The organism is Microbacterium sp. cx-59 (assembly GCF_020805625.1).
Classification (GTDB): domain Bacteria; phylum Actinomycetota; class Actinomycetes; order Actinomycetales; family Microbacteriaceae; genus Microbacterium.
In genome coordinates this window covers 403,242-428,012 of sequence record NZ_JAJHGO010000004.1, presented here as the reverse complement: position 1 = coordinate 428,012, position 24,771 = coordinate 403,242, and the positions used below count along the sequence as shown (strand labels likewise).

20 protein-coding genes and 1 pseudogene are annotated in these 24,771 nt (G+C 62.0%); 14 read left to right on the top strand and 7 right to left on the bottom strand.

The genetic code is table 11. The features are described 5' to 3' along the window. The first annotated feature begins 22 nt into the window (after positions 1 to 22). Positions 23 to 1,000, top strand: a complete 978-nt coding sequence (locus LMI96_RS05480; protein WP_228360744.1) for a hypothetical protein — start codon at positions 23 to 25, stop codon at positions 998 to 1,000. Positions 1,001 to 1,126: 126 nt separating this feature from the next. Here LMI96_RS05480 and LMI96_RS05475 read toward each other — a convergent pair whose 3' ends face one another. The 3 genes from LMI96_RS05475 to LMI96_RS05465 form a co-directional block, all read right to left on the bottom strand. Further along, a complete protein-coding gene (locus tag LMI96_RS05475) occupies positions 1,127 to 2,041 on the bottom strand; it encodes a hypothetical protein (RefSeq protein ID WP_228360743.1) in 915 nt (304 codons plus the stop codon). A gap of 85 nt (positions 2,042 to 2,126) precedes the next feature. Next, positions 2,127 to 3,473, bottom strand: coding sequence for a cyclic GMP-AMP synthase DncV-like nucleotidyltransferase (locus tag LMI96_RS05470; RefSeq protein WP_228360742.1), 1,347 nt, complete (start codon positions 3,471 to 3,473; stop codon positions 2,127 to 2,129). Further along, on the bottom strand, positions 3,470 to 4,462 hold the full coding sequence (locus tag LMI96_RS05465) for a CBASS cGAMP-activated phospholipase (RefSeq protein ID WP_228360741.1): 993 nt from the start codon (positions 4,460 to 4,462) through the stop codon (positions 3,470 to 3,472). The genes LMI96_RS05470 and LMI96_RS05465 overlap by 4 nt, the downstream gene beginning before the upstream one ends. Before the next feature lie 194 nt (positions 4,463 to 4,656). Between LMI96_RS05465 and LMI96_RS05460 the strand changes: the two genes are divergently transcribed. Beyond that, entirely contained in the window at positions 4,657 to 4,941 is a 285-nt protein-coding gene (locus LMI96_RS05460; protein ID WP_228360740.1) for a hypothetical protein, read from the top strand. 121 nt (positions 4,942 to 5,062) lie between these two features. On the opposite strand, the gene LMI96_RS05455 is transcribed toward LMI96_RS05460, so the two are convergent. From LMI96_RS05455 to LMI96_RS05445, 3 genes are all read right to left on the bottom strand, one after another. Then, complete coding sequence (locus LMI96_RS05455) at positions 5,063 to 5,773, bottom strand: hypothetical protein (RefSeq protein ID WP_228360739.1); 711 nt, start codon at positions 5,771 to 5,773, stop codon at positions 5,063 to 5,065. A gap of 26 nt (positions 5,774 to 5,799) precedes the next feature. Beyond that, the gene (locus LMI96_RS05450; RefSeq protein ID WP_228360738.1) at positions 5,800 to 7,251 is read right to left on the bottom strand and encodes a hypothetical protein; all 1,452 of its coding nucleotides are present in this window, start codon (positions 7,249 to 7,251) and stop codon (positions 5,800 to 5,802) included. Between the two features lie 135 nt (positions 7,252 to 7,386). Continuing rightward, positions 7,387 to 7,557 (bottom strand): NaeI family type II restriction endonuclease, encoded by a 171-nt coding sequence (locus LMI96_RS05445; protein ID WP_228360737.1) that lies wholly within the window; start codon positions 7,555 to 7,557, stop codon positions 7,387 to 7,389. A gap of 1,744 nt (positions 7,558 to 9,301) precedes the next feature. Here LMI96_RS05445 and LMI96_RS05440 point away from each other — a divergent pair. Together LMI96_RS05440 and LMI96_RS05435 are read left to right on the top strand one after the other, a co-directional pair. Then, positions 9,302 to 10,702 (top strand): MFS transporter, encoded by a 1,401-nt coding sequence (locus LMI96_RS05440; protein WP_223721579.1) that lies wholly within the window; start codon positions 9,302 to 9,304, stop codon positions 10,700 to 10,702. Between the two features lie 163 nt (positions 10,703 to 10,865). Next, entirely contained in the window at positions 10,866 to 11,819 is a 954-nt protein-coding gene (locus LMI96_RS05435; protein WP_223721578.1) for an oxaloacetate decarboxylase, read from the top strand. Between the two features lie 94 nt (positions 11,820 to 11,913). Here the strand turns inward: LMI96_RS05435 and LMI96_RS05430 are convergent, their stop codons facing one another. Then, positions 11,914 to 12,954, bottom strand: a complete 1,041-nt coding sequence (locus LMI96_RS05430) for an AraC family transcriptional regulator (RefSeq protein ID WP_228360736.1) — start codon at positions 12,952 to 12,954, stop codon at positions 11,914 to 11,916. 312 nt (positions 12,955 to 13,266) lie between these two features. Here LMI96_RS05430 and LMI96_RS05425 point away from each other — a divergent pair, with 312 nt between their 5' ends. The 10 genes and pseudogenes from LMI96_RS05425 (at position 13,267) to LMI96_RS05390 (ending at position 24,729) form a co-directional block, all read left to right on the top strand. Continuing rightward, the gene (locus LMI96_RS05425; RefSeq protein WP_223721576.1) at positions 13,267 to 13,773 is read left to right on the top strand and encodes a cupin domain-containing protein; all 507 of its coding nucleotides are present in this window, start codon (positions 13,267 to 13,269) and stop codon (positions 13,771 to 13,773) included. A 125-nt stretch (positions 13,774 to 13,898) separates the two neighbouring features. Continuing rightward, positions 13,899 to 14,645 (top strand): SDR family NAD(P)-dependent oxidoreductase, encoded by a 747-nt coding sequence (locus LMI96_RS05420; RefSeq protein WP_228360735.1) that lies wholly within the window; start codon positions 13,899 to 13,901, stop codon positions 14,643 to 14,645. Positions 14,646 to 14,800: 155 nt separating this feature from the next. Further along, the gene (locus tag LMI96_RS05415; RefSeq protein WP_223721643.1) at positions 14,801 to 15,628 is read left to right on the top strand and encodes a pyruvate, water dikinase regulatory protein; all 828 of its coding nucleotides are present in this window, start codon (positions 14,801 to 14,803) and stop codon (positions 15,626 to 15,628) included. 74 nt (positions 15,629 to 15,702) lie between these two features. Further along, positions 15,703 to 18,075 (top strand): phosphoenolpyruvate synthase, encoded by a 2,373-nt coding sequence (gene ppsA, locus LMI96_RS05410; RefSeq protein ID WP_228360734.1) that lies wholly within the window; start codon positions 15,703 to 15,705, stop codon positions 18,073 to 18,075. Positions 18,076 to 18,294: 219 nt separating this feature from the next. Then, positions 18,295 to 19,198 (top strand): annotated as a pseudogene (locus tag LMI96_RS05405) (TatD family hydrolase). A 60-nt stretch (positions 19,199 to 19,258) separates the two neighbouring features. Then, positions 19,259 to 19,717 (top strand): glycerate kinase, encoded by a 459-nt coding sequence (locus LMI96_RS16300; protein WP_308015748.1) that lies wholly within the window; start codon positions 19,259 to 19,261, stop codon positions 19,715 to 19,717. After that, positions 19,714 to 20,115 (top strand): glycerate kinase, encoded by a 402-nt coding sequence (locus LMI96_RS16065; protein ID WP_269216583.1) that lies wholly within the window; start codon positions 19,714 to 19,716, stop codon positions 20,113 to 20,115. The genes LMI96_RS16300 and LMI96_RS16065 overlap by 4 nt, the downstream gene beginning before the upstream one ends. After that, the gene (locus LMI96_RS16060; protein WP_269216589.1) at positions 20,039 to 20,554 is read left to right on the top strand and encodes a glycerate kinase; all 516 of its coding nucleotides are present in this window, start codon (positions 20,039 to 20,041) and stop codon (positions 20,552 to 20,554) included. The genes LMI96_RS16065 and LMI96_RS16060 overlap by 77 nt, the downstream gene beginning before the upstream one ends. Positions 20,555 to 20,831: 277 nt before the next feature. Then, positions 20,832 to 22,127 carry an MFS transporter gene (locus LMI96_RS05395; protein WP_223721573.1) on the top strand — a complete coding sequence of 432 codons (1,296 nt, stop codon included), beginning with the start codon at positions 20,832 to 20,834 and terminating at the stop codon, positions 22,125 to 22,127. 109 nt (positions 22,128 to 22,236) lie between these two features. After that, a complete protein-coding gene (locus LMI96_RS05390) occupies positions 22,237 to 24,729 on the top strand; it encodes a beta-glucosidase (protein WP_228360733.1) in 2,493 nt (830 codons plus the stop codon). Positions 24,730 to 24,771 lie beyond the last annotated feature (42 nt).

Genomic DNA, 24,771 nt, shown 5'->3' with positions numbered 1-24,771 from the left:
AAGTCGCCCGTAGTCTGACAACGTGGACACATTCCTCGACGAGTCGCAGACGTTCATGCGAGCGATCACCGACTCATTCCACCTAGTCAATACGAGCCGCGCGGGACTCGAATTGCTTTCAGGTCAAGTCAGCCGCGTGGTCACGGCGGGCGCCGACGATCGAGTGATCGAGGCGCTCTTCCCCATGCCGGACGGGACCACCGGCCAGAACCTGCGAGCCCACACGTTGCGCGATCAAGCTGCAAAGGACCGCGACCTTGCGGAGATGTGGCTGTTTGTCGCATTCGCACGGTACGAGACTTGGGCTGAGAGCCTTGAGGTCGAGTACGGAATCGCCGGTGCTTCACGCGCCAGTCAGTTCGCGTACGCCCATCAGGGAGCCCCAGGCTACGGCGATGTGTTCCCGACAATGTCGATCGACCGCACCATGGACGCGATCTATTCGCAGGCGGTGAGCGCTGACAACCTCTACTTGTCCTCGACGCCGATCGTAGAAGCTGCTCTCCAACTCTTTCGGTTCTATAAAGAGGTTCGAAATTCGTTCGTTCACTCGAATGCCCGCGCGAACGTGCGATTGGCCACCGCCTCGGTCAACGCACAGGCGGCACTCGTGACTCTGCAGGGCGCCACCACACTTCGGACCGGCGCGGTGCCAATTCTGACGGTTGGTGACCCCGTTTCCGTCAGTCTCGCGCTTGTTCGCGACGTGATAGCTCTGCTCCGCCGTCTCGTGTTCACGATTGATGCGCACCTGTTGCTGTCGCCTATCGGAGTTGCCGAATTCGAACGGCGATGGATCCAGAAGTATGGATCGAATCCCGTGAATGTCTCGCTGAGTAAGCTCAAGCGACCGGCTTGGTTCAACGCGCACGTGTCACACGCACTCGCCATGCCTTCTCCACCTTTGAGCGGGCGAACCGATGGAGCTGTCTGGCCCCCAGCGTCTCGCGAGGCGTTCGTCGACTTCGCGACACCTCGTTGGATGATCAGGCGGACATAGCGCCGATCAGTCCCGGCATCGTCGAGGACCTCCACCCGGCCGAACACTCGCACTGGACCCGCGCGCAGGAGCTGCCCAAACATTATTTGGAAGGCCCCGCGGCTCGAGCGCAGCAAGAATGAAGAGCTAGATCCGATCCTCAACTGCTGCCTGGCACGCGACCTGTGAAGACGGTCCATCCTCGTTGGACGCGAGGTTGATCGCTTCCTTGGCCAAGGCAGTCAGCCAGCCTTCGCGTGCCCTAAACGCGTCGCCTTCGGGAAACGCTGTCTGTAGGGCGGATAGCGCAGTGGATATCGACTCCACATCTTCGCCGGACTCAGCCCGTTTGGCAGCTACTTGAACGAACTGCGGCGCGATCGTGATGGGCGGTTGGTAGACCAAGGAAGTCACTTCACTCCACAGCCAAAGCCGGTCCGCTAATGTCGGCGGGTCCGACCCGATCCAATCGACGCCCTTGGGGAGGGTGAGGACATTCCACGTCCAACCGGACGAACTCCGGCGCCAACGACGGGAAAGACGCGTCTCTCCCGTTCCGGTTGTGATCGCGCCTCTAGCGGCGAGAGCGATGTCCCCGAACTCATCGCGCGCGCCACTGACCATCGGTGCGAGATAGAAGTAGAAGACCTTCGCATCGTGGGATTCGATGCGAACAACTGGGTCGGTCTCGCCGTCTGAGAGGCGGCGTGGAGGCATGATCGTCCAAGACCCAGTCGGGACCGGTTGTCGCCCGACACGTAGTCCGGGCTCCATAATCGTTGCGGCCGTCCTGCCTTTATTGCGAACCGTGAGACGGACGATATCGAGTCGGAGTCCGTGGCGTGGCGTGGCGTGGAGTCCGGTACCGGTCTTCCACCGAGCGATCGAACCGGTTAGGTCTGCGCCCATCCATCGACGCTCCATGAGGTCAAGCTCGACCGTCACGACTGCGCCACCGTAGTACCAACTGCGGGCCGAGAGGAAGACAGTAACAAGTAGAGACAGTGCCGCTAGGACGAGCGACCACGGCGGTTCCATAACGCGAGCGTACTCATCGACCATGCTCGCCTCAGAAATCCGAACCGAAAGGCGACGTACCTGGTGACAGATTGGGGGTTCGTCTCGCTAGCCGCGCCCTACGTTCGATCTACTTGATGCGCACTTCCTGATGATCCATTGCGACACAGACACCGTCCTTGACGACGTACGCCTCGACGTAGTGCCGCCCCTTGTAGGAGGTCGGTTCGACTCTGCTCAGGTTGCCAGTGTCCTTCTCGACTTGCCCCCGGATGCAGTCAGCGCCGATGGCTTCCTCGCCGGTGTTTCGAACCTTCCAGTACACGTCGGAGGGAGCCGGGACGTCGTGCTGGACCCGGAAGTTGATGCTGGAGTTCCGCGGCACCACATTGCCGTACTTCCCTAGTTCGTATTCGCGAAAGCCTCGGCGCTTCGCCACGCGACCGATGATGCGAGCGCGGTAGCGACCATCGAGGCGTGTTCGAATGCCCCACCGGCTTTCGAGCGTCTCATCGGTATTGCGTACGCCCGGTATGCCGAGATGAGCCTCCGACGCCTTCTTGACCGTGGTGTCATACGTTCCGAACTTCTCGCCGAAGAGCCGGCGCCACTTGACCTTCGACTCGTCCGCGTCTTCCTCGTCGTAGGCCTCATCGATCCAGCCGCGGTAGACGTGAATCTTGGTGCGGAAGTTTGCGTATTCGTCCTGGTCCCACCGATGGTTATAGTTCTCAGTTGGCTCGCTCGGGTCATCGATGCTCGGCATGAGCTCGTTGTTCTGCAGGTAATCATCAAGCGCGCCAACGATGTTCTTCAGCGCCGTCGGCACGTCCGTGTACAGAGAGTCGTCTCCCCAGGCGGCCGCTTCGCTCACGCTGTTGCCCAGCAGGATTGACAGAATCACGGACTTGCAGCTGAAGGTGTCCTTGAAGTCCCGGAGGTACTTCATCAGACGGATGACTTTGACGAGCCGCCCGCTCGCGAGCTTGTTCTGGCCGACGAGCCACTCGTTGTAGCCCTCAGGATTGCTGAGCTCGAACTGATTCTCGGCGCGGTTCGTGATGTAGTGCGCATCGTGGCGCTCCATGTACGGCACGAGGTCGATGTGGAACTCGTTGGCGTAGTCGATCCTGATGCACCGGTCGTGTCGGCTGACCATGTCGCGGTATGTGGAGCTGTTGCGGAAGACCGTGTAGAGCTCCTGGACGTAGTCTTCGGCCTCCCAATCTTCGATCTCGTTCATCTCGAGAAGGAGATCGGCGTCAAACTCATCGTTGGCGCGAACCGGGTTGATGATCGTCCGGTGGGCATAGCTGCCCTGGGGAAGAATGTCGATGAAATTGGCGGCGAAGGCGTCCTCGCCTGTCTGAACGAAGTTGGTGATCGCGTTCACTCGCTCATCGAGCTGCTTGATGCGCCCATCGCCGAGGTTCACCTTGTTGACGAGGAAGGCATCGAAGTGCTTGATCAGTTTCATCGCGTCGCCTCCTCGTCTTCGAGTTTCCGGACAGGATCGAACGGCGCGGCGGGCGCTGCGAAGAAGCGCTTGCGGAGGAGCGGAAGCTGCGTCCGAGCCTGGTCGGCACCCAGCGCTCGGAGTTCAGGGATTCCTTCGATTCCGTCAAGGGTGTACTTGCGTTCGTCCACAGAGGGCGACACCCGCACGACATGGTCGTGGCCGAGCAGCAGGATCGCCGAACCAATCGACGATGATGACTGTCCAGACATAAAGACCTTAACGATCCGTTTCGCCCAGTAATTGGCGAGCCCGTGATGACGTGCGCGGCCCGCTGCAAAGTTGGCCGGCGCTTCAGTGCAACCGACGCCGAGTAGTTCGACGTCACCCTTCGCCCATTCCAAGAGGCCGATCGCCTCGACGGCCGCGGTACCCATCGGGTTGTTCGCCCACATGCCGCCATCGACGAGCGGCACGCCATTCGTCAATCGATGCGTCGGGAAGTAGGTCGGCGCGGCCGCGGTCGCCATCGCGACATCCACCGCCAGCATCTTGTAGTCCCGTTCGAAACGTTCGTGATGAGCCGTTTTGAAGACGTTGACCTGGCCGGTCGAGAGGTTGAGGGCCGGGATGACGAGGCGTGTAGAGCTCTCTCCGAGGCGCAGGTTCCCGAATACTTCCTCGAGGGCGCTCTTGAGCGGAGCCGGGTCGTACTTCGCCGTGACGAGTTGCTTCAGCGGACCTACTCGCTTGCTTCCCTTGAAGATCGCGGGCCCCTTCTCTTCATAGAAGCGAAGGATGTCTGCCGCAGGGATACCGAGGCCGATGCCCAGGGCGATGATGCCCCCGGTCGATGTTCCTACGATCAGGTCGAAGTAGGACGCGAGCGGCTGGTCGAGCTCGCTTTCGAGATCAGCAAGGAAGGCCGCAGGAAAAACGCCCTTAATTCCCCCACCGTCGATAGTGAGTACACGTCGGGGAGATGCTGAAAAGTCCTGCTCGGTGGTCATTGTGTCCCTACTTATGCGCCTTTGCGTTCATTTTTGCAAGGACCACCGACATCCACAGAATATCTGACAGAGGTCGCCCACGATCCCAACGGTGCGGAGACTCGCGGCACGGCTAACTCTTCGACAGCAACACGTAGTAGCGGTCCGTGGCTATCTCTCGATAGCGGCGGTGCGGGTGGATTACGCTCAGCCACATGAACGACCAACGCGAGCGCTTCTTCAACGACCTCGACCGGAGCGATGACAGCGCTCGAACGATCGTCGTCGAAGTCAACGGTCGCGAAGTAGTCGCGTCTAGAGTTCGACCGGCCGAGTGGACACTGTCCTTGGGTCGCGAGGGTCGGATTGGACGCGTACGTCGCAGACAAGAGGATCGCGCGGTGTACTTCGTCGGCTATACAGAGCTTGATCCTGACCGTGTTGAGTGGGTCAGCGATGACATAGATCGGGTGCTCGACCGACTAGTAAAACCGGCCTGAGATACCTACTCTCGCCGCCCGGGTGATGGGCTCCAGTTGTGGCGCGTCTCGGAGCCTCGTGCGCGGCGCGACGCCCCGCGAAAGGTCGCTCGAGATGAATTGGCGATTGAAACAGACCTGACTAGCTGACTCGCCATGCCGCGGCTGTCCATTCCTTAGCGCCTACGGTTGCTTCACCTGCGAGCTGAAACGTGATGCCTGTCGGTATCCGGCGCCTCCCGTTGTTCCCCAGCGGCAGCCGCCCCCGGGCGCTGTCGCCTCCGAGGAAACGTCCGTTCTCATCGACCGGCGCGATGCCCCCGCTTCCTGACATCGAGCCAGCGGATCGGAGGACGAGTCCCGGCTCATACATCCTCCCGATCGCGCGCTTCTGATTTTCCGCTTGCACCTTCTCCAGGAGCTTCGTCACCCCAGTTCTCGGTCCGCACAGCACAAACATGCAGTCTGTGGTCGGCTCGGACATGGCGACGAGCTTCAGCCTGTACAGGTCCGAGACGACGTTGCCCCAGCTGCAGTGCTTCGATGGAGTCCACTTCACCTCCATAGCCAGCGAGCGACCCGTACGACCGGCCGTAGGGGTGATGAAGAAGTCCAGTTCCCGCGGGCGGCCCGCCTTCTTCCCGACTCCGCGGACGTCTTGCAATTGCGGGTGCGCGTAGCCTGGCCTGACCCAGAAGTCCGCGGTACTGATGTTAGACACCACGATCTCGTTGATGGTGCCGTGCAGATAGACCTCGTTAAACAACCCCGCTCGCATACAGGCCTGATCGAACGTCAGCTTCGACGCAAGACCGTGAGCGATCAGCCGACCGATGTCTCGCTTGATCCTCACCTGGCTACTTGACGGTGCCTGCGCCGTCATCCGATGAGCCGGGTTGTGGACTTCACGCGACGTGCCTCACTCAGTAGGCGCCGGATCTTGGGTGCAGTCGGCGCTTCGTCGAGATCGGCCTCGGGCCAAGCCACGAGAGCATCGTAGAGGTCACGCCTCGCCCCGCTCACGACCTTCAGGTTGAGGATGGCGAGAAGCTCCTTGAACTTCTCCTTAGCGAGAGAGCTGTGCAGGCGGTTCGCCACAGCGCGGTTTGTGATCGAGTTGAGCGCGAACGCCGACTCTCGGGTCGTGAATTTGCCGATCAGTTCCCTGTAAACCGGGTCTGCGGACCAAGAGGCACCGGACCCGTTCGTAAGGAACACGTACACGAGCACGGTGGCATATTTCTCCTGAATCGCCCGCGGGACTTTCGGCTCGTCGCCGACGAGCCTGCCGAGCTCGCGTACCGGTGGCCCCTCCGCGGCGAAGTTGCTCCACGAGTGGTGGGCGGCAAGGACCGCGTCGAGGGCGGCGTCGATGGCGGGGATACGGAGGTCATCGGGAAGATAGCTCTGACCTCCGACGGACTCCAGAAACTCGTTGGCGAGCGCGGATTCATCCGCCTGCTGGTTGACCCCGAAGCCCCGGGCCTTCGTCCCGAACTGCTTCCGGGCTTCTTCGCTGACGTGTTCCCACAGGTACGGCAGGAGAAGACGGATGTTCTCGAGCACGTATGTGTCGGCTCCTGGCCGGGTGTAGATCCCGAACAGTCCGAGCGCGAGGTTGTCAGCCTGTTCGCGGGGCATCTCCTCGAAGCCGCCGCCCGTTACCGCGGCCGTTGACTGCTCGATCGGGGCCGCTTTGATCTTCGTAAGAAGCAGGCGGACTTGCAGCACCGAGGGAGCGAGAGGGAGGTTGATGACCTCGTTGATGCACGCATCGAGGTAGCCCACCAGCTGAGGTGCGCGCAGAGTCACGTGGTTCGGATGCGCGGCGCTGGCGTGGTTGCGCATGTACCGGACCAGATCGAGCTGCTGGAGTCCCAGATCCGATACCAGCCCAATCCGGTTGGCGGCTAGCAACAGTTTCTGATCGTCGATCAGTCGCATGTCGTCCGGCCCATGGAGTTTCGACCGCAACTCTGAACCGGGCGGGGCAGCCTGATCGAAGAAGTAGTTCAAGTCGTAGGCTGCGGCTTTCGCGCGAACGCTGGACACCGTCTCGTCCCAGAGGTAGTTGAGGGCTGCGTCGAAAAGTCCGGCTGCCACGGCTGCCATGAACTTCGATAGATAGGCGCTCTTGCTGCGCGCCGCCGCATCAACGGGTTCCAGAACATCACCCATCTGGTTGAGCACCCCGACGCGCTGACGCACGGGAACGAGAATGTCCTCGGACGGGAGTCCCAGCGCCTCGATCTCGCCGAGGATGGCGGTCTCGAAGGTCGGCAGGTCGAGCTCTCCGGAGTTGTCCCGACGTGAGATCTCTCGGTTGTTCATGACCCGATCTTGCCAGTTGTCGCGTGGATGGCGAGTGGTACTCGCCTGGCCCCGTCATGCGTTTGAGCTTTGCCTGTCTCCTCGCACGCTCGCGGCGATCTATCTCGGCCGCGATGTTGCCGTCGGGCCGATCCGTTACAGCAGGTTGATCTCGATGAGCGTCCCGAAGTGCTTCTTGTCCGTGTTGAACTCCTGATCGGCGCGGTGCCGGGCGCGCTGACTGTCATACAGCGGGTCGAAAGTAGCCCGCAACACCTTCGCCATCCGCGTTCCGTCGCGGTCCAGCCTGCAAAAGCTCGCCGCCACCGCGGCGACGCCGGGGTCGGCGGCTGCGCGCGGGAGGATCTAACAGGACCACTGCTTACTATCGCGAGTTGAGCCGACCAGGCGCTCGTGGTTTACGGTACGGCCAGCCAGACTTGAAGGCTCGAGATGTGGCGCGTACACAACGACCAACGCCCAGCTATGGTCCGAGTTGAAAAAATCCTTCCCGACAGTCGTGCAACCGAAGAGAGGGCTTCTGGCGAACGGTTCGATGGCGAGACCGTGATCGCCATGCGTGCGCAAAACCTGGATCCGCCATATCCGATCAGCTGGGACTGGACCGCCGGAGGGGGCGCGACGCACCGCAGTAGTCCTCCCGCAATAGCCGAGCAGCTGAAGCGGTTTAACGTGACCCGATTCCGAGTCCGGCTGCCTACGCGAGCGAGATTGCATCTCGCTCGAGCGCTACTTGGCCTGGTTGGGCGCGCGCAGCACCACCCCAGACCTCAGGATGGCCATGCGCATCGTTTCTTGGTTCACGCCCAACCGCGATGCGACCTGCGATAAGGACAACCCAGACTCATACAGTGCCGCTGCCCGACTTACCTGCTCCAGTGTTAGAGGCTGCCGTCGCACCACAACCTTGTTGGCGCGGAGGATTCCGATGACCGTGGACTTGGCGACGCCGTAGTCCTTCGCGAGTTGCGTGGTGGTGTCGCCGGCTTCGTAGCGGGTAGCTACTTCAGCCCGTGTTTCGTCGCTCAGGCGGTTCCAGCCACGCTTGACACGTGGTTGGAACTTGCGCGGAGAATCCCCGAATGAGCCGAGAATCTCGCGGATCTGGGCTGGCGTAACAGGGGTCGCTGAATTATTGGAACAGAGGTAGATAACCCCGACTGAGAGGGGAGGACAATGGGAATGTTCAAACCCGTTGTCCTCCCTCTGTGATCCGCGAGCTTGACATGCGCACCTCCGCCGAGGTGGAGAACGCATCTACCGGTACTCGCCGACAAGTGCGCACGCTCCGGTGACACTCCCAGCGATTCGCGCGAGAGCAACCGCCCTCCGACCAAACTCCACCGGGTGCGCTGCAGGCATGCCTCCTTCACAAACGACTCTCGCCGCTCAGTTCAGGTGTCCACAAGACCGGGTTCAACTCCAATAGCTTCGAGGGCCGCCGAGCTGCCGCCATCTATGCGCCGAACGGAATGATGAAGTCGTCATTCGGGCGATTCAGCAATGCATGTGCTGGGAGCGCACTCCGAGAGCCGCAATGGCGTCGGCAAAGTCCTCGCTCACCCTGGCTCCGCCCTCGGGGGTCACCTCGTCAGGACCAAGGCGCGAGCACGACGTGGATGGCCCCAAGTAGAACCTAAGAATCGGTCAAACGGCACGGGATAGTGGCGCAATCGGCCGGGCCGGCCCACGGTGGCAAGGTCGTTGTCTGCGTCGACGACGCTCATCACCGCTTCACCAGTGTCGTGCTGCGGGTTCTCCACCCCTAACGAACGGCGTGATTTCAGGTCATCTTGGCGTGTGTTAGCATCTCGGCTGCAGTCGACGAAACTCTAACGTGTGATCTCAACGACCTGAAGTGTTAGCTCACTCGTCTCCCGCGTCGGGTCGGCTTCAAATCATTCCAAAACCGAGCTTGGTTGACCGCTTTAGCTTCCAAGGTCTGTTGTTGGTTACGTGACACCAGCAGTTGCTGGTTTTCAACTATGGGTGGTCAAAGATGACGCAATCTGTATCGGTCCAAGCGCGCACCGGGCAATACGCAACTCTGGTGACATTGCTCCTTCTCGCCGGCGTAACGGTCGACGTCCAGTTCGGCGGTCTCCCACCGCTCGTGGGGACGATTGCGGCAGAGTCTGGGCTCTCTGGACCGGAGATCGGGTGGGTCCTCAACGCCATGATGGTGGGTAGCGCCATCTCAGTGAGCCTCTCTACCCGCATCGGCGACATCTTTGGACATCGGAAGGTTCTGATCGTTCTTCTCGGCCTTGCGCTTGTAGGCGCGGCCCTGGCTGCTACCGGAGGCGGATTCTGGGCTCTTGTCACGGGCCGGTTCCTGATGGGGTTCGCGGTCCCGGTCCCACTGTCATGGGGTCTACTGCGCCCACGTGCTACTGCCCGTCAGGTCCGCAATGTTTCGCTCGTTCTCTCGCTGGTCATGGCGATCTTCACCCCCTTGGCCCTCGTCATCAGCGGTCTGGTCGTTCAGGCGGGACTGCCCTGGCAGATGGTCTTCTGGATCAGCTTTGCGCTGTTCGCGATTTTGCTGATCCTGGCCCTGATCGCACGTGAAACACCCGCGTCTTCCCTGGCCACCGGGAGTTTGAACTGGTTCGGGGCGATTGGCCTGGGTGTCTGGGTTACCGCGCTGCTGGTTGGTATCAGTACGGGACCCAGTCTGGGCTGGTCTTCGCCGCTGGTGATCGGCGCATTCGCGATCAGTGCATTAACGTTCATAAGCTGGGTGATTCAGCAAAAACGCTCCGCTGACCCGCTCATTTCTTTCCGTAACATGGACCGGCGCCAGGCCCTCGTTGGGTATTCGGGAATTCTGCTCATCAGCCTGGTTGGGTCGGGTATCTTCATCGTGATGCCTGCTGTCCTGCAAGCTCCAATTGAGTCGGGGTACGGGCATGGATTGTCGACCCTCGATTCGACGTACGTGCTTCTCGCACAGATTCCTGGTGCGGCGCTGGGCTACTTCTGGACGAAGTGGGGCCTTGCCCGGCTCGGGCCGAAAGTCGTCCTCATCACTTCCGGGATCTTCTCTGTCGTGGTGTACCTCGGCATGGCATTCGCGAATGGACCCGCTTGGGCACCGTGGCTGTGGGTCTTCGGCTACGGGCTGGCCACACTGAGCTGCCTAACCGCGGGGTACGCCCTTGTCGCAGCAGCGGGACGCCAAGACAATATGGCGGTGACGATTGGCATCCAGAGCATTGTCCAGTACACCGCGGGGACAGTTCCGACCGCCATTGTCCTGAATGTCCTGGTCGCAGGGGCTGACGGATTCATTCCGGAACAAGCACTCGTTGGAATCTTCGTAGCAGGTGCCGTCGTGATCGCTGTCTTCGTCGCCGTGTGGACCGTGTTCGCGCCAACGTCCATCAAGGATCTGCACGCTGTCGACACGGCAGTCAACACCGCGAAACTTCAAGCAGCCAACCGCTGATGACGTGACCTCGATCGGGTCCACCTGTCCTGAAACCTAACCGGCTAGAGCACTCGATCCGGCCGAGGCCGAGGCGAGCGCGAAAGAGCCCGAGCAAGGCATCCATGGGCAGGAGCATGAACGTGACAAAGTCCATAACCAAGATTCCACCAGGAGAGTTCTCATGAGTCCAACTTCACCCGGCGCAGCACTCCGAGAAATCTTTGAACGCCCCCAAACGGTCATCATGCCCTTCGGTGCGCTTCCAATCCACGCACAGATGGCCGAACACGCGGGGTTCGAGGCGTTCGAGCTTTCGGGTGGCATGTCAGCATGGTGGGCCGAGGGCGCGTCCGACACAGGCTGGTTGACGCTGACCGAAGTCGTAGCCCATGCGAAGCGCGTCGCACGGAGCGTCGACATACCAGTGTTCTGCGACGCGGACACCGGGTACGGGGCACCCATCAATGTTCAGCGCACGGTCCAGGAGTTTTCCGATGCGGGCGTAGCCGGTATTCACATCGAGGATCAAAGAGAACCGAAGAAGTCTGGCGGCGATACCGGAATCGAGCTGGTCTCCGACGCAGAGGCAATTGGACGCTTGAATGCAGCGGTAGCCGCGCGAGACCGATTGAACGCCGACTTCGTGATCGTCGCCCGCACTGATGGTTACGGCGCTGCGGGGGGTGGTCTTGACGAGGCTCTTCGGCGAGGACAGCTCTACCGCGCAGAGACCGGCGTCGACGTCATCTTCTACGAAGGTTTGCAATCGTGGGAACAGGCGGAACTTGCGCTGAAGGAAACACCCGGGGCGAACTATGTGATTCCCAGCGGTAACCTTTTGGGGCAGAAGACACTGCCCGAGCTGACGGCGATGGGCCAAGCGATCGACATCGCTCCTTTCGTGTTGCCGGGGATAAATGAGGTGTGGCGGCTCCTGGTAGATGTCAAAAAGGCGGGTGATGCGACACCCATTGCGCGCTATCTCGACCGCATGGATTCAGTCTTGAGAACCGAGTACGACTTTGGCTGGGGCGGAAAGTTGGGGCGCCCGTCAACGGAGTACGTTCGAGGTACTGAGGAAGAGTATCTACCCGCCGAGGGGCGGCGAGACTACGTCAACAATCTAAACGCGTAGAAAGTGGTGCTGCTCTAACGGGGGAGGGCTCGCGGTCACAAACAGTGCCCATGAGATTCCCGAACGCTCACACGGGGGCAAGGCGGATCCCGCCCTAATGGCTATGTGTGATCGCAACCGACGGGGATGCGTCGCGGTAGGCGGTCGGCGACGTTCCCTTCCACCGTTTGAACGCACTCGTGAAACTTGCCGGGTCAGAGTACCCGAGAACTCGTGATATTTGCGACACCGAGTGATTCGATGCGGCGAGCAGCTCGGAAGCGAGGGTGCCCAGGGTGGCATCGCGTACCTGTGCAAAATCGTGCCCGGTCAATTCAAGCTTTCGTTGTAGCGTGCGTGGGGAGACGCGCAGCGCAGCGGCCGCGTTCGCCAGCTTGCGATTTAGGTGCGGGGCCGCACGGATGACCTTCTCTACTGTGCTCGGCCAGTCGCCAGTCTCACGGAGGACTTCGAGAATCCGCGTGTCTTGGTGTACCCACGTTGTGTACTGAAACTCATTGCCAAAGGGAAGTTCGTGTAGGGACGCTTCGGGCTCCCACCACACCCGTAGCGCTTCGGAGTCGCACTTCACGCTGCACGCAACGATTGTCGAGACCTCGGGAGCAAGGGTTGGGAGCGGAATGTCCACGTGGGTGAATGGGAATGGCTCGCCGTAAAGCCAAGAGAACGTCCGGAAGGTCACGACGAGCTCGCGGTAGATGCTGAATGGTACGAGCTCGTCGGGGGCATCCGGGTAGGTGAATTCGAGGCCCGTTAGCCGTCCGTCTGACGTTCTCAGTGGCGACACTTCAACGAGACCCGGAACGTCATCTGTCGCTGCTGCCCGTACCCAAGCTTCGAGGTTCGGCGCGGCCACGAGAGCGAGTCCTCTGATACCGAACGAGCCGAGAGTATATGAACGTGCGGCCCGCACCCATAAGTCGACGCGGTCCTTCGTGAGAGCAACGAACTGCAGCTGGAAAGCCAGTTCTTTTCTCGCCGGTACGGTCCCCCCGGGCCGGTTTACAACGTCGTGGTCGATGTCGGCCGCCAACAAGGCGAGCTTCCAGTCAAGCCCCGCGTCTTTCAGCACGTCGCAGAGCGCGTGCAGGCTGAAGTTGGGGATGCGTAAGTCCCGGTAAGAGTTGAATCGCACTGCATACCTCCATCGACGTCTTCTGGAGCACTCCCCGACGCGCGGTCTTGTAGGCGCAGAAGAGTCGGAAATGCGGCGTAGTTTCCTAGGGTACTGGCGCGGTTCACCCTGTCAAGTCAGCGTTGAGGCTGGTTACGGTGAAGGCCTATCGCGGAGCGGGCAGCATGGCCGGCTCACAAGGCAATGGAGCAAACGTGATTCACCAGCGTGCGAGATGCTACGCCGGCGCGAGCGCTCGTCCCACCACCGCGGGCGCGACCACTCTTGTGGCTCCGTGACCGCGGCTCACTTAGAGCAAAGGCAGGTTATCGAATGACTTTTCCGGACCCCACCGAATTCCGTCTTGTCGTCGCGGGGCTCTCCGCTGCGGGGGAACCTGATTTTCTCGAGGTTGATCCACCAGCAACCATCGACATCCCCGGTGTGGCGAAGGGCGCTTTCTATTGGGCTGTCGACGGCGGCCATAGCAAAGAGAACATTGGCAGCCCGCCGGACAGTGTCCGACTCGCTGGGCCCGGCGGGTCGACTTTCGGGGTGAACAGCTTTCCGGCCCGTTCGGCGGGCAAGACTCTCGACATCAGCGATATCGATCCCTCGATGGAAGTCGGCCAGGGCGGCGACCCCGCGATGCACTCGAGCGACACGATCGATTACGAAGTTGTCATCTCAGGGAAAGTCGACGTTGAGCTGCCCGGAGGCAAGATCCGCACACTGCGGCCCGGTGACCTCCTTGTCATGGGCGGCGTCACCCACGCGTGGCGAAACCCGTATGACGAGGACTGCGTCTACATCGTGGTGACCGTCGGGTTCAACCCGTAGCCACCAGCGATGTTGTCGCGACGCACACCCAAAGCGGTCTCACGGGCTGCACAAACTCCGACGGCACTGCGCACGTGCCGTCAATCATCTTCGCGGATCTCTCGCGATCAATGAAAGGAAGACCAATGGCAAGACTAGAAGGCAAAGTTGCTCTCATCACAGGTGGCGCGTCTGGCATGGGCGCCGCCCACGTCAGGGTGTTTCTCGACGAGGGCGCGAAAGTCATCATCACAGACATCAACGAGGAACTGGGTTCCTCGTTAGCCAAAGAACTGGGTGCCAACGCCCTGTTCCTTTCTCACGATGTGAGTGAACCCGAGTCATGGGCCGCAGTAATAAAAGCCGGTGAAGCCGCGTTCGGCCCCATTACCGTATTGGTGAACAACGCGGGCATCCCGGGGCCGGTCGTTGAGACCCTGGAGCTGCGCGATTCCGACTATCTCCGCATCATCGACATCGACCAGAACGGCGTCTTCTACGGAATGCGTGCTGTCCTTCCGGCCATGATCGCCGCTGGCGGCGGCTCGATCGTGAATATATCCTCTCTGGCAGGAATGGCTCACAAGCCGGGCAGCCCGAACATCGGATATACCGGCGCAAAGTTCGCCGTTCGCGGCATGACCAAGGCGACCGCTGTCGAGTACGCGAAGCACGGCGTGCGGGTGAACTCGGTGCATCCGGGTGCCATCCTCACCCCACTGAACAGGACCTGGGGCGAAGATGCGCTGGCCGGAGTAGCGGCATCGATTCCGATCGGCCGCTTCGCCGAGCCAGAAGAAGTGTCGTACGCGGTCCTGTTCCTCGCGTCCGACGAAGCACGCTACATCACCGGCGTCGAGCTGATCGTCGACGGCGGCATTCTGGCTGCATAGCGGTGAACATGTGGGCCCGGAGACACGAGACCCTTCGGGCCCACATGCAACGGATGCCTCGTAGACGGGGCCACGACCAAAGGCGAGTGACAGTGGCCGATGTCATCGGTGGGACCTGGAATGATCCCTTCGACAAAGTAGGTAGCGAAGCGCCCGTGCAACAAGGCACCCATCTTGCCTCTCGCGCCGCGTACTTCGTGTCTGACAGCACCGGCATCACCGCCGAGACCCTGGGCAGCGCCCTGCTGGCGAACTTCCCGGGAGTCGTCTTCCACCGCCACACCATTCCCTTCGTTGATTCGGTCAGTGGGGCGCGAAATCTCGTCGGCGACATCCAGCGCGCAGAACAGGCTGGTGTCGACCCCATTCTCTTCACCACCGTCAAGGCCACCGAGATACTCCAGGTGCTGACCGCTTCAGGTGCGATCGTGATCGATCTTCTAGGTGGCCATCTCCGCGAGTTGGAGGCGGCCCTGGGCAGCACCGCGTCGGAGCAGCTCGGTCAGTACCACGGCGTGGGTGACATGGAGCGGTACTTCGCACGCATGCGCGCGGTGGAGTACGCGATCGAGCACGATGACGGTCAAAGCATGCGGGCCCTTGACATCGCAGACGTGATTATCATTGCGCCTTCGCGGTGTGGCAAGACGCCCACAACGATGTATCTGGCACTCCAATACGGCCTGCTCGTGGCGAACTACCCGCTGACCGACGACGACTTCCCCTCCGACGGGCTGCCGAATACGGTGTCTCAGTACGTCGAGAAGTGCTTTGGTCTCACTACAACGCCGCTGCGCCTGAGTCAGGTGCGGCACGAGCGCCGTCCGAGCTCGACCTATGCAAGCCTCGCGCAATGCACCCTCGAGCTGCGGCGGGCGGAAGATCTGTACCGCCGCAATCGCGTGCCGTTCCTGAACTCCTCCACCAAATCTGTCGAAGAGATGTCGGCCGTGATCATGCAGTCCATGCGACTGCGCACCTGACGTGTCGACTCGCTGAACGACCGACACCCATCCATCTCCTCGCGCATACACCCCACACAGATCGGGTCACCAAAATGACGAATACCCTCTGGTTCACCGAGATCGGCATGCACGACGTCGGCCAGGTCGGCGGCAAGAACGCCTCCCTCGGTGAAATGGTCTCGAACCTCTCCAACGCGGGCGTCACCGTCCCCGGGGGTTTTGCCACGACCGCGGACGCCTACCGCGCCTTCCTCGCCGCCGACGGCCTGTCCGACCGGATCCGCGCGACAGTCGAGTCGCTCGACGTGACCGATGTGGTGGAGCTCGCCCGAGTGGGCGCAAACGTGCGCGAGTGGATTGAGAATCAGCCCTTTTTGTCTGATTTCGAGGCAGATGTTCGTGACGCGTATTGGACACTTGTGGGCAGGGAATCAGTAGGCGGGCCCGTGTCGTGGGCGGTGCGTTCCAGCGCGACGGCGGAAGATTTGCCTGATGCGTCTTTTGCAGGGCAGCAGGAGACGTTCCTAAACATCAGTGGGATCGAGAACATCCTCGCGGCAATCCGCAGCGTCTTCGCGTCGCTGTACAACGACCGAGCGATCGCTTACCGGGTGCATCACGGCTTCGACCATCATGATGTGGCCCTGTCGGCGGGAATCCAGCGAATGGTCCGGTCGGATGTCGGGGCCTCCGGTGTGCTGTTCACCGTCGACACGGAGTCCGGGTTCGACCGGGCCGTGTTCATCACCAGCTCGTACGGGCTCGGGGAGGCGGTCGTGCAGGGTGCGGTGAACCCGGACGAGTACTACGTGTACAAGCCGGCTCTCCGCGCCGGCAAGCCCGCGATTCTGAAGCGGTCGGTGGGGGAGAAGGCGCTGAAGATGGTCTACGCCACGGGAGCCGAGATCGGAAAGAGCACGGTCTTTGACGATGTGCCCGCCTCAGCACGTACCCGATTCAGCATCACCGACGCCGAGGTCGAGGAGCTCGGCCGGCAGGCGCTTGTGATCGAGGAGCACTATGGATGCCCGATGGATATCGAGTGGGGCAAAGACGGGATCGATGGGAAGCTGTACATCCTGCAGGCGCGCCCCGAGACGGTGGTCTCGCGTACGGACGGGAACGTGACCCGCCGGTTCGTGCTCGAAGAGGCGGGCACCGTGATCACGATCGGACGGGCGATCGGGCAGAAGATCGGCGCCGGCCCGGTGCGTGTGATGACCTCGCTCGCGCAGATGGATCAGTTCCACGAGGGCGACGTACTCGTCGCCGACATGACCGACCCTGACTGGGAGCCGATCATGAAGCTCGCATCGGCGATCGTCACCAACCGCGGCGGCCGCACCTGCCATGCCGCGATCATCGCGCGTGAGCTCGGCATCCCCGCCGTCGTTGGCACGGGCGACGCCACCATTGGCCTGGCGAACGGGCGCGAGGTCACGGTCTCGTGCGCCGAAGGCGACAACGGGTTGGTGTACGAGGGGATCCTCGCCTTCGAGGAGGTCATCACCAAGCTTGACGAGATGCCCGAGAGCCCGACGAAGATCATGCTCAACGTCGGCACCCCCGACCAGGCGTTCGCGTTCTCGAAGCTGCCCAACAAAGGCGTCGGGCTTGCGCGCCTCGAGTTCGTGATCAACCGGCAGATCGGCATCCACCCGCGCGCGCTGCTCGATTTCGACACCCTCGAGCCCGCCCTGAAGGCCGAGATCGCCGAACGGATCGCCGCCTACCCGTCACCTCGTGACTACTTCGTGCAGCGCGTGGCCGAGGGTATTTCGATGCTCGGTGCCGCGTTTGCCCCCGAGAAGGTGATCGTGCGTCTGAGCGACTTCAAGTCGAACGAGTACGCGAACCTGATCGGCGGCGACCTCTACGAGCCGCATGAGGAGAACCCGATGCTGGGTTATCGCGGGGCTTCCCGATATATCTCCACCGACTTTCGGGAGTGCTTCGATATGGAGTGCGAGGCTCTGAAGTTCGTGCGCGACGAGATGGGACTCACCAACGTCGAGATCATGGTTCCCTTCGTCCGCACCGTCGGTGAAGCGCGCGCGGTGATCAAACTGCTTGCCGAGAACGGCCTGCGCCGTGGCGAGAACGGACTACGCGTGATCATGATGTGCGAACTGCCTTCGAACGCTCTTCTAGCCGATGAGTTCTTGGAGTACTTTGACGGCTTCTCGATCGGTTCCAACGACATGACCCAGCTCACCCTTGGCCTCGACCGGGACTCTGGCCTGGTCGCCGCGACCTTCGACGAACGCCACCCCGCCGTCCTGAAGATGCTCTCCATGGCCATCACCGCGTGTCGGAAGGCTGGGAAATACGTCGGCATCTGCGGTCAAGGACCTAGCGACCACCCCGACCTCGCCGAATGGCTCGTCGGCCAAGGCATCGAATCCATATCCCTCAACCCTGACACCGTCGTCGAGACTTGGCTGCGCCTCTCACAGACTGGCTGAGCCCTTCGGCGAAGTCGAACTGGCACGACTACAGATCTCGTCCGACATCTCGCTCACGAGCTTTGGGATATTGGTCGAACGTGGGCGAGAAGAGCTGAGACAACTAGCTCTATGAGAAGGCCGCCGCCTCTCGACACGCACGCCCACTTGTCGCCTGAAACAGAAGGCCATGCCATACGAAGTCTTGGCCATTCGTCTTCGCAGTGACCCGCTCCACGGATGAGTTCGCCCAGGTGTCGAGTCGACGCGACGCACTTCCAGGTCCTGCGCGAGCTTCATCGCACGCCCGTTCAAGGGGTCATTCTTCACTGGTGGACCGGGTCACCCGAGCTCCCAGACGAAGCTGTACGCCTGGGATGCTACTTCTCCGTGCCCCCGGCCATGATGTCCTTAACAGAGACATTGAAGCTAATCCCGCTCGATCGAATAGTTCCAGAAACTGACCATTCCTACAGAGACCGTCTGAGCCCCGGGGTGAAGAAGCTTGGCGGGGTCGACGAGGTGGAGCGACGCATCGCGAACTTCCATGGCCGGCAGCCGGAGCTGCTCCTGTGTCGGGACGTGTCTGGCGCTGTGCTTGGCCTGGCAGGGTTTGGTCGGATCGAACGCGCAACGGCGATGCGGGCACTCGGGTTTGGGATGGAGGTGCTGTTTTCGCCGAGGCCCCCGGGGGAACGTGTCGTCAGCGATGACGAACTGGGCGAGTTGGCAGGCAAGGTCCGGCAGGTTCCGCGGGACAACCTCGTCGAGCAGAGCGAGCTTCTCTCGATCCACGCGCCTTTGTCCGAACAGGCTGTCCACCTCGTCGACGCGGATGTATTTCGTCGGATGAAGGACGAGACGATTCATCAACACCGCCCGCGGAATAATCGATGACGAGGCGGCACTCGTGGACGCGCTTCGTAGCGGCGTGATTGCAGGGGCGGGTTTGGATGTGCACGAGAATGAACCGCAACTGGCCCCGGGGCTGGCTCTGCTGCCGAACACCGTGCTGTTGCCACACGTGGGAAGCGCCACGATTACTGTCCGTGCCGAAATGGCGCGCCTGAGCGCCCTCAACGCCGTTGACGTGGCCGCCGGCCACAGGCCATTGCACGAAGCGAATCCTGAAGTCAGACCGTAAGCATGCCCACCCTCCTTCTCGCAGACGTTCGCGGGCTTTCCGGCGGTCGAGCTCATCATCGTGCACACGGATCTCAAGGCCCTCGCGGTGGCTCAGGTCTCGCGAGCACGCGCCTCCGACTACACCAACGTGGGTCTTGCGCGCCGGCGGCAGACTCGGGAACAAAATCGCCTCGCCGTCACCCTCCTCGATCCCGGCCCCCGCTCGAGGAGCCCGCGCAGCCGAGGCGACGTCGTGACGCGGGTTGTGCTGGCGCCCGACAGCTTCAAGGGCACGATCATGGCGGCGGCCCTCGCAGCGGCCCTCGCATCGGGCTGGGCCGACGTCGACACAGCCGCGGATTTCGTACACCGCTCGATGGCAGACGGCGGTGAGGGAACGGTCGCAGCCTTCGCCGCGGCAGTGCCGGGAGCTCGACGCATCGCGGTCACAGTCGAGGGACCTGCCGGTGCCGCGATCGAGACGGCCTTTTGCTGCTCCTGCCCGCGACCTCCGGGGTGCCCGGCGGCACCTCCGTGATCGACATCGCCTCGACCTCCGGCATCGAACTGCTCGACGAACTCCGCCTCTGGGATGCCGACAGGACAGGCTTCGGCCAGACAATCCTCGCCGCGCTCGAACACGGGATTTCACGTCTCGTTGTGGGAATAGGATCGAGCGGCTCGACCGACGGCGACAACGGCATGCTGTCTGCGCTGGGCGCGCGATTCCTGAATGCGGTGGGCAAACCCGTCGCCCGCGGGGCTCGCGGACTCAACGACATCGCCTCCGTCGACTCGACCTCGCGGATCTCCGGGCGGCGCCCGATGTGCTCGTCCTCACTGACGTCACGATCCCCTCATCGGACCCCGCGGTGCCGCCGCAGTCTTCGGTTCGCAGAAAGGGCCGAACTCGGTTGCCGACATCACGCGGGTTGACAGCGGTCTCCAGCGTCTTGCCGACGTGCTCGGTCTCGACGCGACTCAATCGGGAACGGGGGCGGCCGGGGGCCCCGGAGGAGCCCTCGACGTCTGGGGCGGCGTGCTGGCTCCAGGCGCCACCGAGGGCGCAGAGCTTATCGGAGTGGCCGACGCCATAGCCGATGCCGACGTAGTGATCACGGGGGAAGGCTCATACGACGGACAGTCCAACGACGGCAAGGTTCCGTCGTTCCTCGCCGGACTTGCCGCCGACGCCGGCGCCCGAGCGATGCTCGCGGCCGGTCTCATCACCTCGGAAGCAGACCTGAGCCTGTTCGCCGCATCCGCTTCGCTCACCGATCTCGCCGGATCCTCCGACGCCGCACTCGCCGAGCCCGCGTGCTGGTCACGCGTGGCCGGCGCGGAACTCGCGCGGTCCGCCGCTCGCCAGAACTAGCTGCCACGCGTCCGTCACGACGCTGCGGACGGATCAACGTCGGCCGACTGAACGTTTCCGCCCGAGATGACCGGGGACGCCGCCAATCCACGCGTAGTCGGCGGCGACGAGGGCGACATTCCCGGGCGCGGGTGGCGGCTTTCCCGCATGCCTATGACCCTCCGCAGATCTGCCGACAGCCCATAACCCACCGTACGGTGGGTTTCAGTGTTAGCATGCTGCGTACGTCACCGCACCGCCGGGGTTCCGCCCAGGCGCGCGATCAAGGAGGATCGATATGGAAAAACCCCCCAGTTCACAGCCGCTCGGCGATATGCCAGCATTCCCTCTGGACAAAATGCCAGAGACCTCATCTGTCCCCGCGGGCGCCAAGCAGTCGGTGTATCCGATGGTCGCGATTCCGGTTGCGATGCTCGGGCTCATCGTCGCATTGCTGCCGCCCCTGCTCGTCACGATGGCATTGCGCTTGCGCGAGATGGACGCGGACGCGGTCACCGGCAATCTGAGCCTCGTCCTCGGGATCGGGGCGTTCTTTGCTTTCGTGGCAAACCCGATCGGGGGTCGCTTGTCCGACCGGTCGATGAGCAGGTTTGGTATGCGGAAGCCGTGGATCGTGCTCGGAGGAGCGATCGGCTACATCGGAATCGTGATCATCACGTTCTCGCCCAACGTGGGCTTTTTGATTCTTGGTTGGTCGATCACGTCGGTGGGGTTCAACTTCGCTCTCGCGGCCCTCATTGCGATGCTGCCTGACCAGATTCGCCCGAGTCGGCGTGGTCGGGTCGCATCCTTTGTCAGTCTCGCTCAGAATCTCGCGCCGGTAGGGGCGACGTATATTGTCCAGCTCTTCCCGATGGGCCTGGCTCAGAGCCTTGTGCCGAGTGCGCTCGGTCTTGTTCTGGTGTTCGTGATGATCGCTGGAGTGAAGGATCGCAGACGGACTGAACCACCCAAGGAGTCGCTGGACCTGAAGACAGTGTTCGGCTCGTTCGTTTTCAATCCGAGGAAGTTCCCGGACCTCGGCTGGGCGTGGTTGACGCGGTTCTTCCTCGTGGTCGCTCAAGCCACCGCGTTGGGATATTTGGTGCTGTTTCTCATCGACCATCTCGGTGTATCGCCCGCTGACGCTCCGAACTTGGTGTTCCAGGCAACCTTGGCGAACGCGGTCGGGATTCTTCTCACGACGACAGTGCTCGGGTGGCTTTCTGACAAGCTTGGGCGACGCAAGCCCTTCGTCGTTGCGTCGGCTCTTATCGCAGTCGTCGGTCTGACGATCATGGCGTTCGCGCCGGACTTCACTTGGGTGCTGGCGGGTCAATTGATCCTCGGCGGGGGGATGGGCGCGTTCTTCGCGGTCGATCTTGCGTTGATTTCCGACGTTCTCCCGAGTGAGGAGGACAGCGGTAAAGATCTTGGTGTTGTGAACATCGCCCAGGCGCTTCCCCAGTCCCTGGTTCCGATTGCTGCTCCGGGGGTCGTGGCGGCGTTCGGGTATCCCGGTCTGTTCCTGGGAGGGGCGTTCTTCGGTGTCCTCGGCGCGCTGGCTGTGCTTCGCGTCAAGAAGGTCCGCTGAACCAAGACGATTGCCCAAGAAGATGCAGACGGGCGGACGGATAGTCGTCCGCCCGTCGTGGACGACCTTTTACTCGTCACCATTCAAGAAACTAGTTAGGAATCAGCAATTGACCTCAGATCACAACCTACGTGATTACACGAGCGTGGACCGGTCGAAGCAATTGACTCTCGATTCGCCGGAAATCGTGGACCGTCTGCGAAAGCTGACTCTCGAGCAGAAGGTGAGACTTCTCACCGGCGCCAACGTCTGGGAGACATGGGCTGAGGAATCGATCGGATTACGCCCGATCGTGTTCTCAGACGGCCCGTCGGGTGTCAGGGGAGGTGCATGGGATGAGCGGCAGCCGTCGATCAACCTGCCGTCAGGCACGGCGTTGGCAGCCTCCTGGGACGTCGAGATCGCGCGGCTGTACGGAACCGTGATGGCTCTCGAAGCGCGAAAAAAAGGTGTCGATGTCGTGAACGGCCCGATGATCAACGTCCATCGTTCTCCGCTGGGCGGCCGAAGCTTCGAATCGTTCAGCGAAGACCCGCGACTGACCGCAGCCATGGCCGCCGGATACGTCCGCGGACTACAGGAAATGGGGGTGGCCGCAAACCTAAAGCACTATGTCGCGAACGACTACGAGACCGACCGCTACACCGCCAATAGCCAAGTCGAGGATCGTGCGCTCCACGAGATTTACCTGGCTGCGTTCGAGGAACCCGTCAGAGAAGCCGGCGCGTGGGCGGTCATGTCTGCCTACAACGCCGTCAACGGCGTGAGTGCAACGGAATCGCCACTGCTCACTGACCCTTTGAAGACCGAGTGGGAATTCGACGGTGTCGTGGTCAGCGACTGGACTGCCGTCCGAACCCTTGCCTCTGCAGCAGCGGGGCAAGATCTGGCCATGCCGGGGCCCGGCGGTCCATGGGGCGACGCGCTGGTCGATGCTGTGCGATCGGGGCAGATACCGGAGAGCACCATCGATGACAAGGTGCGCAGGATCCTTCTGCTCGCGGCGCGCGTCGGTGCATTGACCGACCTTCCACAGAACTCGGCACCGAAGGACATCGATGGCCTGGCGGTGGCAAAACTCGCCGCTGCCGAGGGCGCAGTCCTACTCAAGAACAATGGAGCCCTTCCGCTGGTCCCCGCTGACATCGGCCGGGTCGCCGTGATCGGTCAGCATGCCCTGACGCCACGGACCCAGGGCGGAGGGTCGGCCACCGTAATTCCGACACACGTCACGTCACCGCTCGACGCGATCCGCGCTGCCCTACCCGGACAGAACGTCACGCACGCGATCGGTTCAATCGTGCAAACCGGTATCGCCCCGATACCCCTCACACAAATCGTCAATCCATCCACCCAGCAGCCGGGCGCGCTGGTCCGATTCTTGGACGACGCGGGCGCTGAGCTCTACCGCGAAGACCGTCTCGCGACGACCCTCGTCTACATCACCGGCGACGCCCCCATCAGGACCGCGGCCCTGATGGAAGTGACGTTCAGCTACACCGCGGACTTCGACGGTGATCACCGAATCGGCTTCGCCGCCGTCGGATCTGGGAAGATTTTCGCAGACGGCACCTTGGTCGGCTCCGGGACGGGCGTCCCGATCGTCCACGACCTCGGGGCAAACCTGAACCAGCCGCCCCCCATCACCGCACCCCTCCAGTTGCGTACCGGGGAGTCCGTAGGCATTCGGATCGAGTTCGACATGACTACCCGAGTCGTCTTCGAAGGACACGAGGGGATGTTCGGAATCTTCATCGGCACCGACGTCGGCGAATACGACTCCGAGGCGCTCCTCGCAGATGCTGTCGCCGAGGCGTCGGCCGCCGACGTCGCCATCGTCGTCGTGGGTACAACGGCTGAGTTGGAATCCGAGGGGTTCGACCGCGAGAATTTCAGACTCCCCGGCAACCAGGACGAACTGGTAGCCGCAGTAGCAGCAACGGGCACCCCCACGCTCGTCGTCCTGAACGTCGGAGCACCGGTGCTCACCCCGTGGCGAGACCAGGTCGCGGCTGTTCTGGTGACCTACTTCGGTGGTGAGCAGATGGCCGAAGCGCTGGCCGACATGCTGATCGGAGTCGCGGAGCCCGGCGGGCGTCTCACGACCACCTGGCCGCGAACCGGAGACGAGGCCTTCCTGCCCTCGAACACCCCGGTCGACGGCGATGTCGTCTATGGGGAAGGCATTGGAGTCGGCTACCGCGAGTGGCTCTCACAGGACGCCGAACCTGCCTATTCATTCGGGCACGGGCTGGGCTACTCATCCTGGAAGATCGACAACGTCGACATCTCTCCAGGGGCGGAGGACGTGAGTCTTACCGTGACGGTCACGAATGTTGGTGAGAGGAGTGCCAAGGAAGTCGTGCAGGTCTACTTGTCGAAAGAAGACAGCAGCATCCACCGCCCGGTGTTGTGGTTGGCTGCCTGGGGGGTTGCCCGGTGCGAACCGGGAGCGAGTACGTCGGTCGAGATCAGAGTTCCCCGCCGTTCCTTCGAGGTGTGGCTGAACGGCCAGTGGTTCGAGGAAGCAGGAACGTACGGCGTCCGCGTGGGCACAAGCATCCTCGACTTGACGATGGAGGCGCAGATACTCAGAGGCTGAGTCACCTCTTAGTCGGAACCACAATCTCGGTGATATCTGCAC

What these genes read in the sequence shown, in the direction of transcription:
- ppsA (WP_228360734.1), top strand. Translation starts at nt 15,703, where the DNA reads ATGACGAATACCCTCTGGTTCACCGAGATCGGCATGCACGACGTCGGC.
- LMI96_RS05460 (WP_228360740.1), top strand. Translation starts at nt 4,657, where the DNA reads ATGAACGACCAACGCGAGCGCTTCTTCAACGACCTCGACCGGAGCGAT.
- LMI96_RS05395 (WP_223721573.1), top strand. Translation starts at nt 20,832, where the DNA reads ATGGAAAAACCCCCCAGTTCACAGCCGCTCGGCGATATGCCAGCATTC.
- LMI96_RS05425 (WP_223721576.1), top strand. Translation starts at nt 13,267, where the DNA reads ATGACTTTTCCGGACCCCACCGAATTCCGTCTTGTCGTCGCGGGGCTC.
- LMI96_RS05475 (WP_228360743.1), bottom strand. Translation starts at nt 2,041, where the DNA reads ATGGTCGATGAGTACGCTCGCGTTATGGAACCGCCGTGGTCGCTCGTC.
- LMI96_RS05435 (WP_223721578.1), top strand. Translation starts at nt 10,866, where the DNA reads ATGAGTCCAACTTCACCCGGCGCAGCACTCCGAGAAATCTTTGAACGC.
- LMI96_RS05450 (WP_228360738.1), bottom strand. Translation starts at nt 7,251, where the DNA reads ATGAACAACCGAGAGATCTCACGTCGGGACAACTCCGGAGAGCTCGAC.
- LMI96_RS05470 (WP_228360742.1), bottom strand. Translation starts at nt 3,473, where the DNA reads ATGAAACTGATCAAGCACTTCGATGCCTTCCTCGTCAACAAGGTGAAC.
- LMI96_RS05420 (WP_228360735.1), top strand. Translation starts at nt 13,899, where the DNA reads ATGGCAAGACTAGAAGGCAAAGTTGCTCTCATCACAGGTGGCGCGTCT.
- LMI96_RS05465 (WP_228360741.1), bottom strand. Translation starts at nt 4,462, where the DNA reads ATGACCACCGAGCAGGACTTTTCAGCATCTCCCCGACGTGTACTCACT.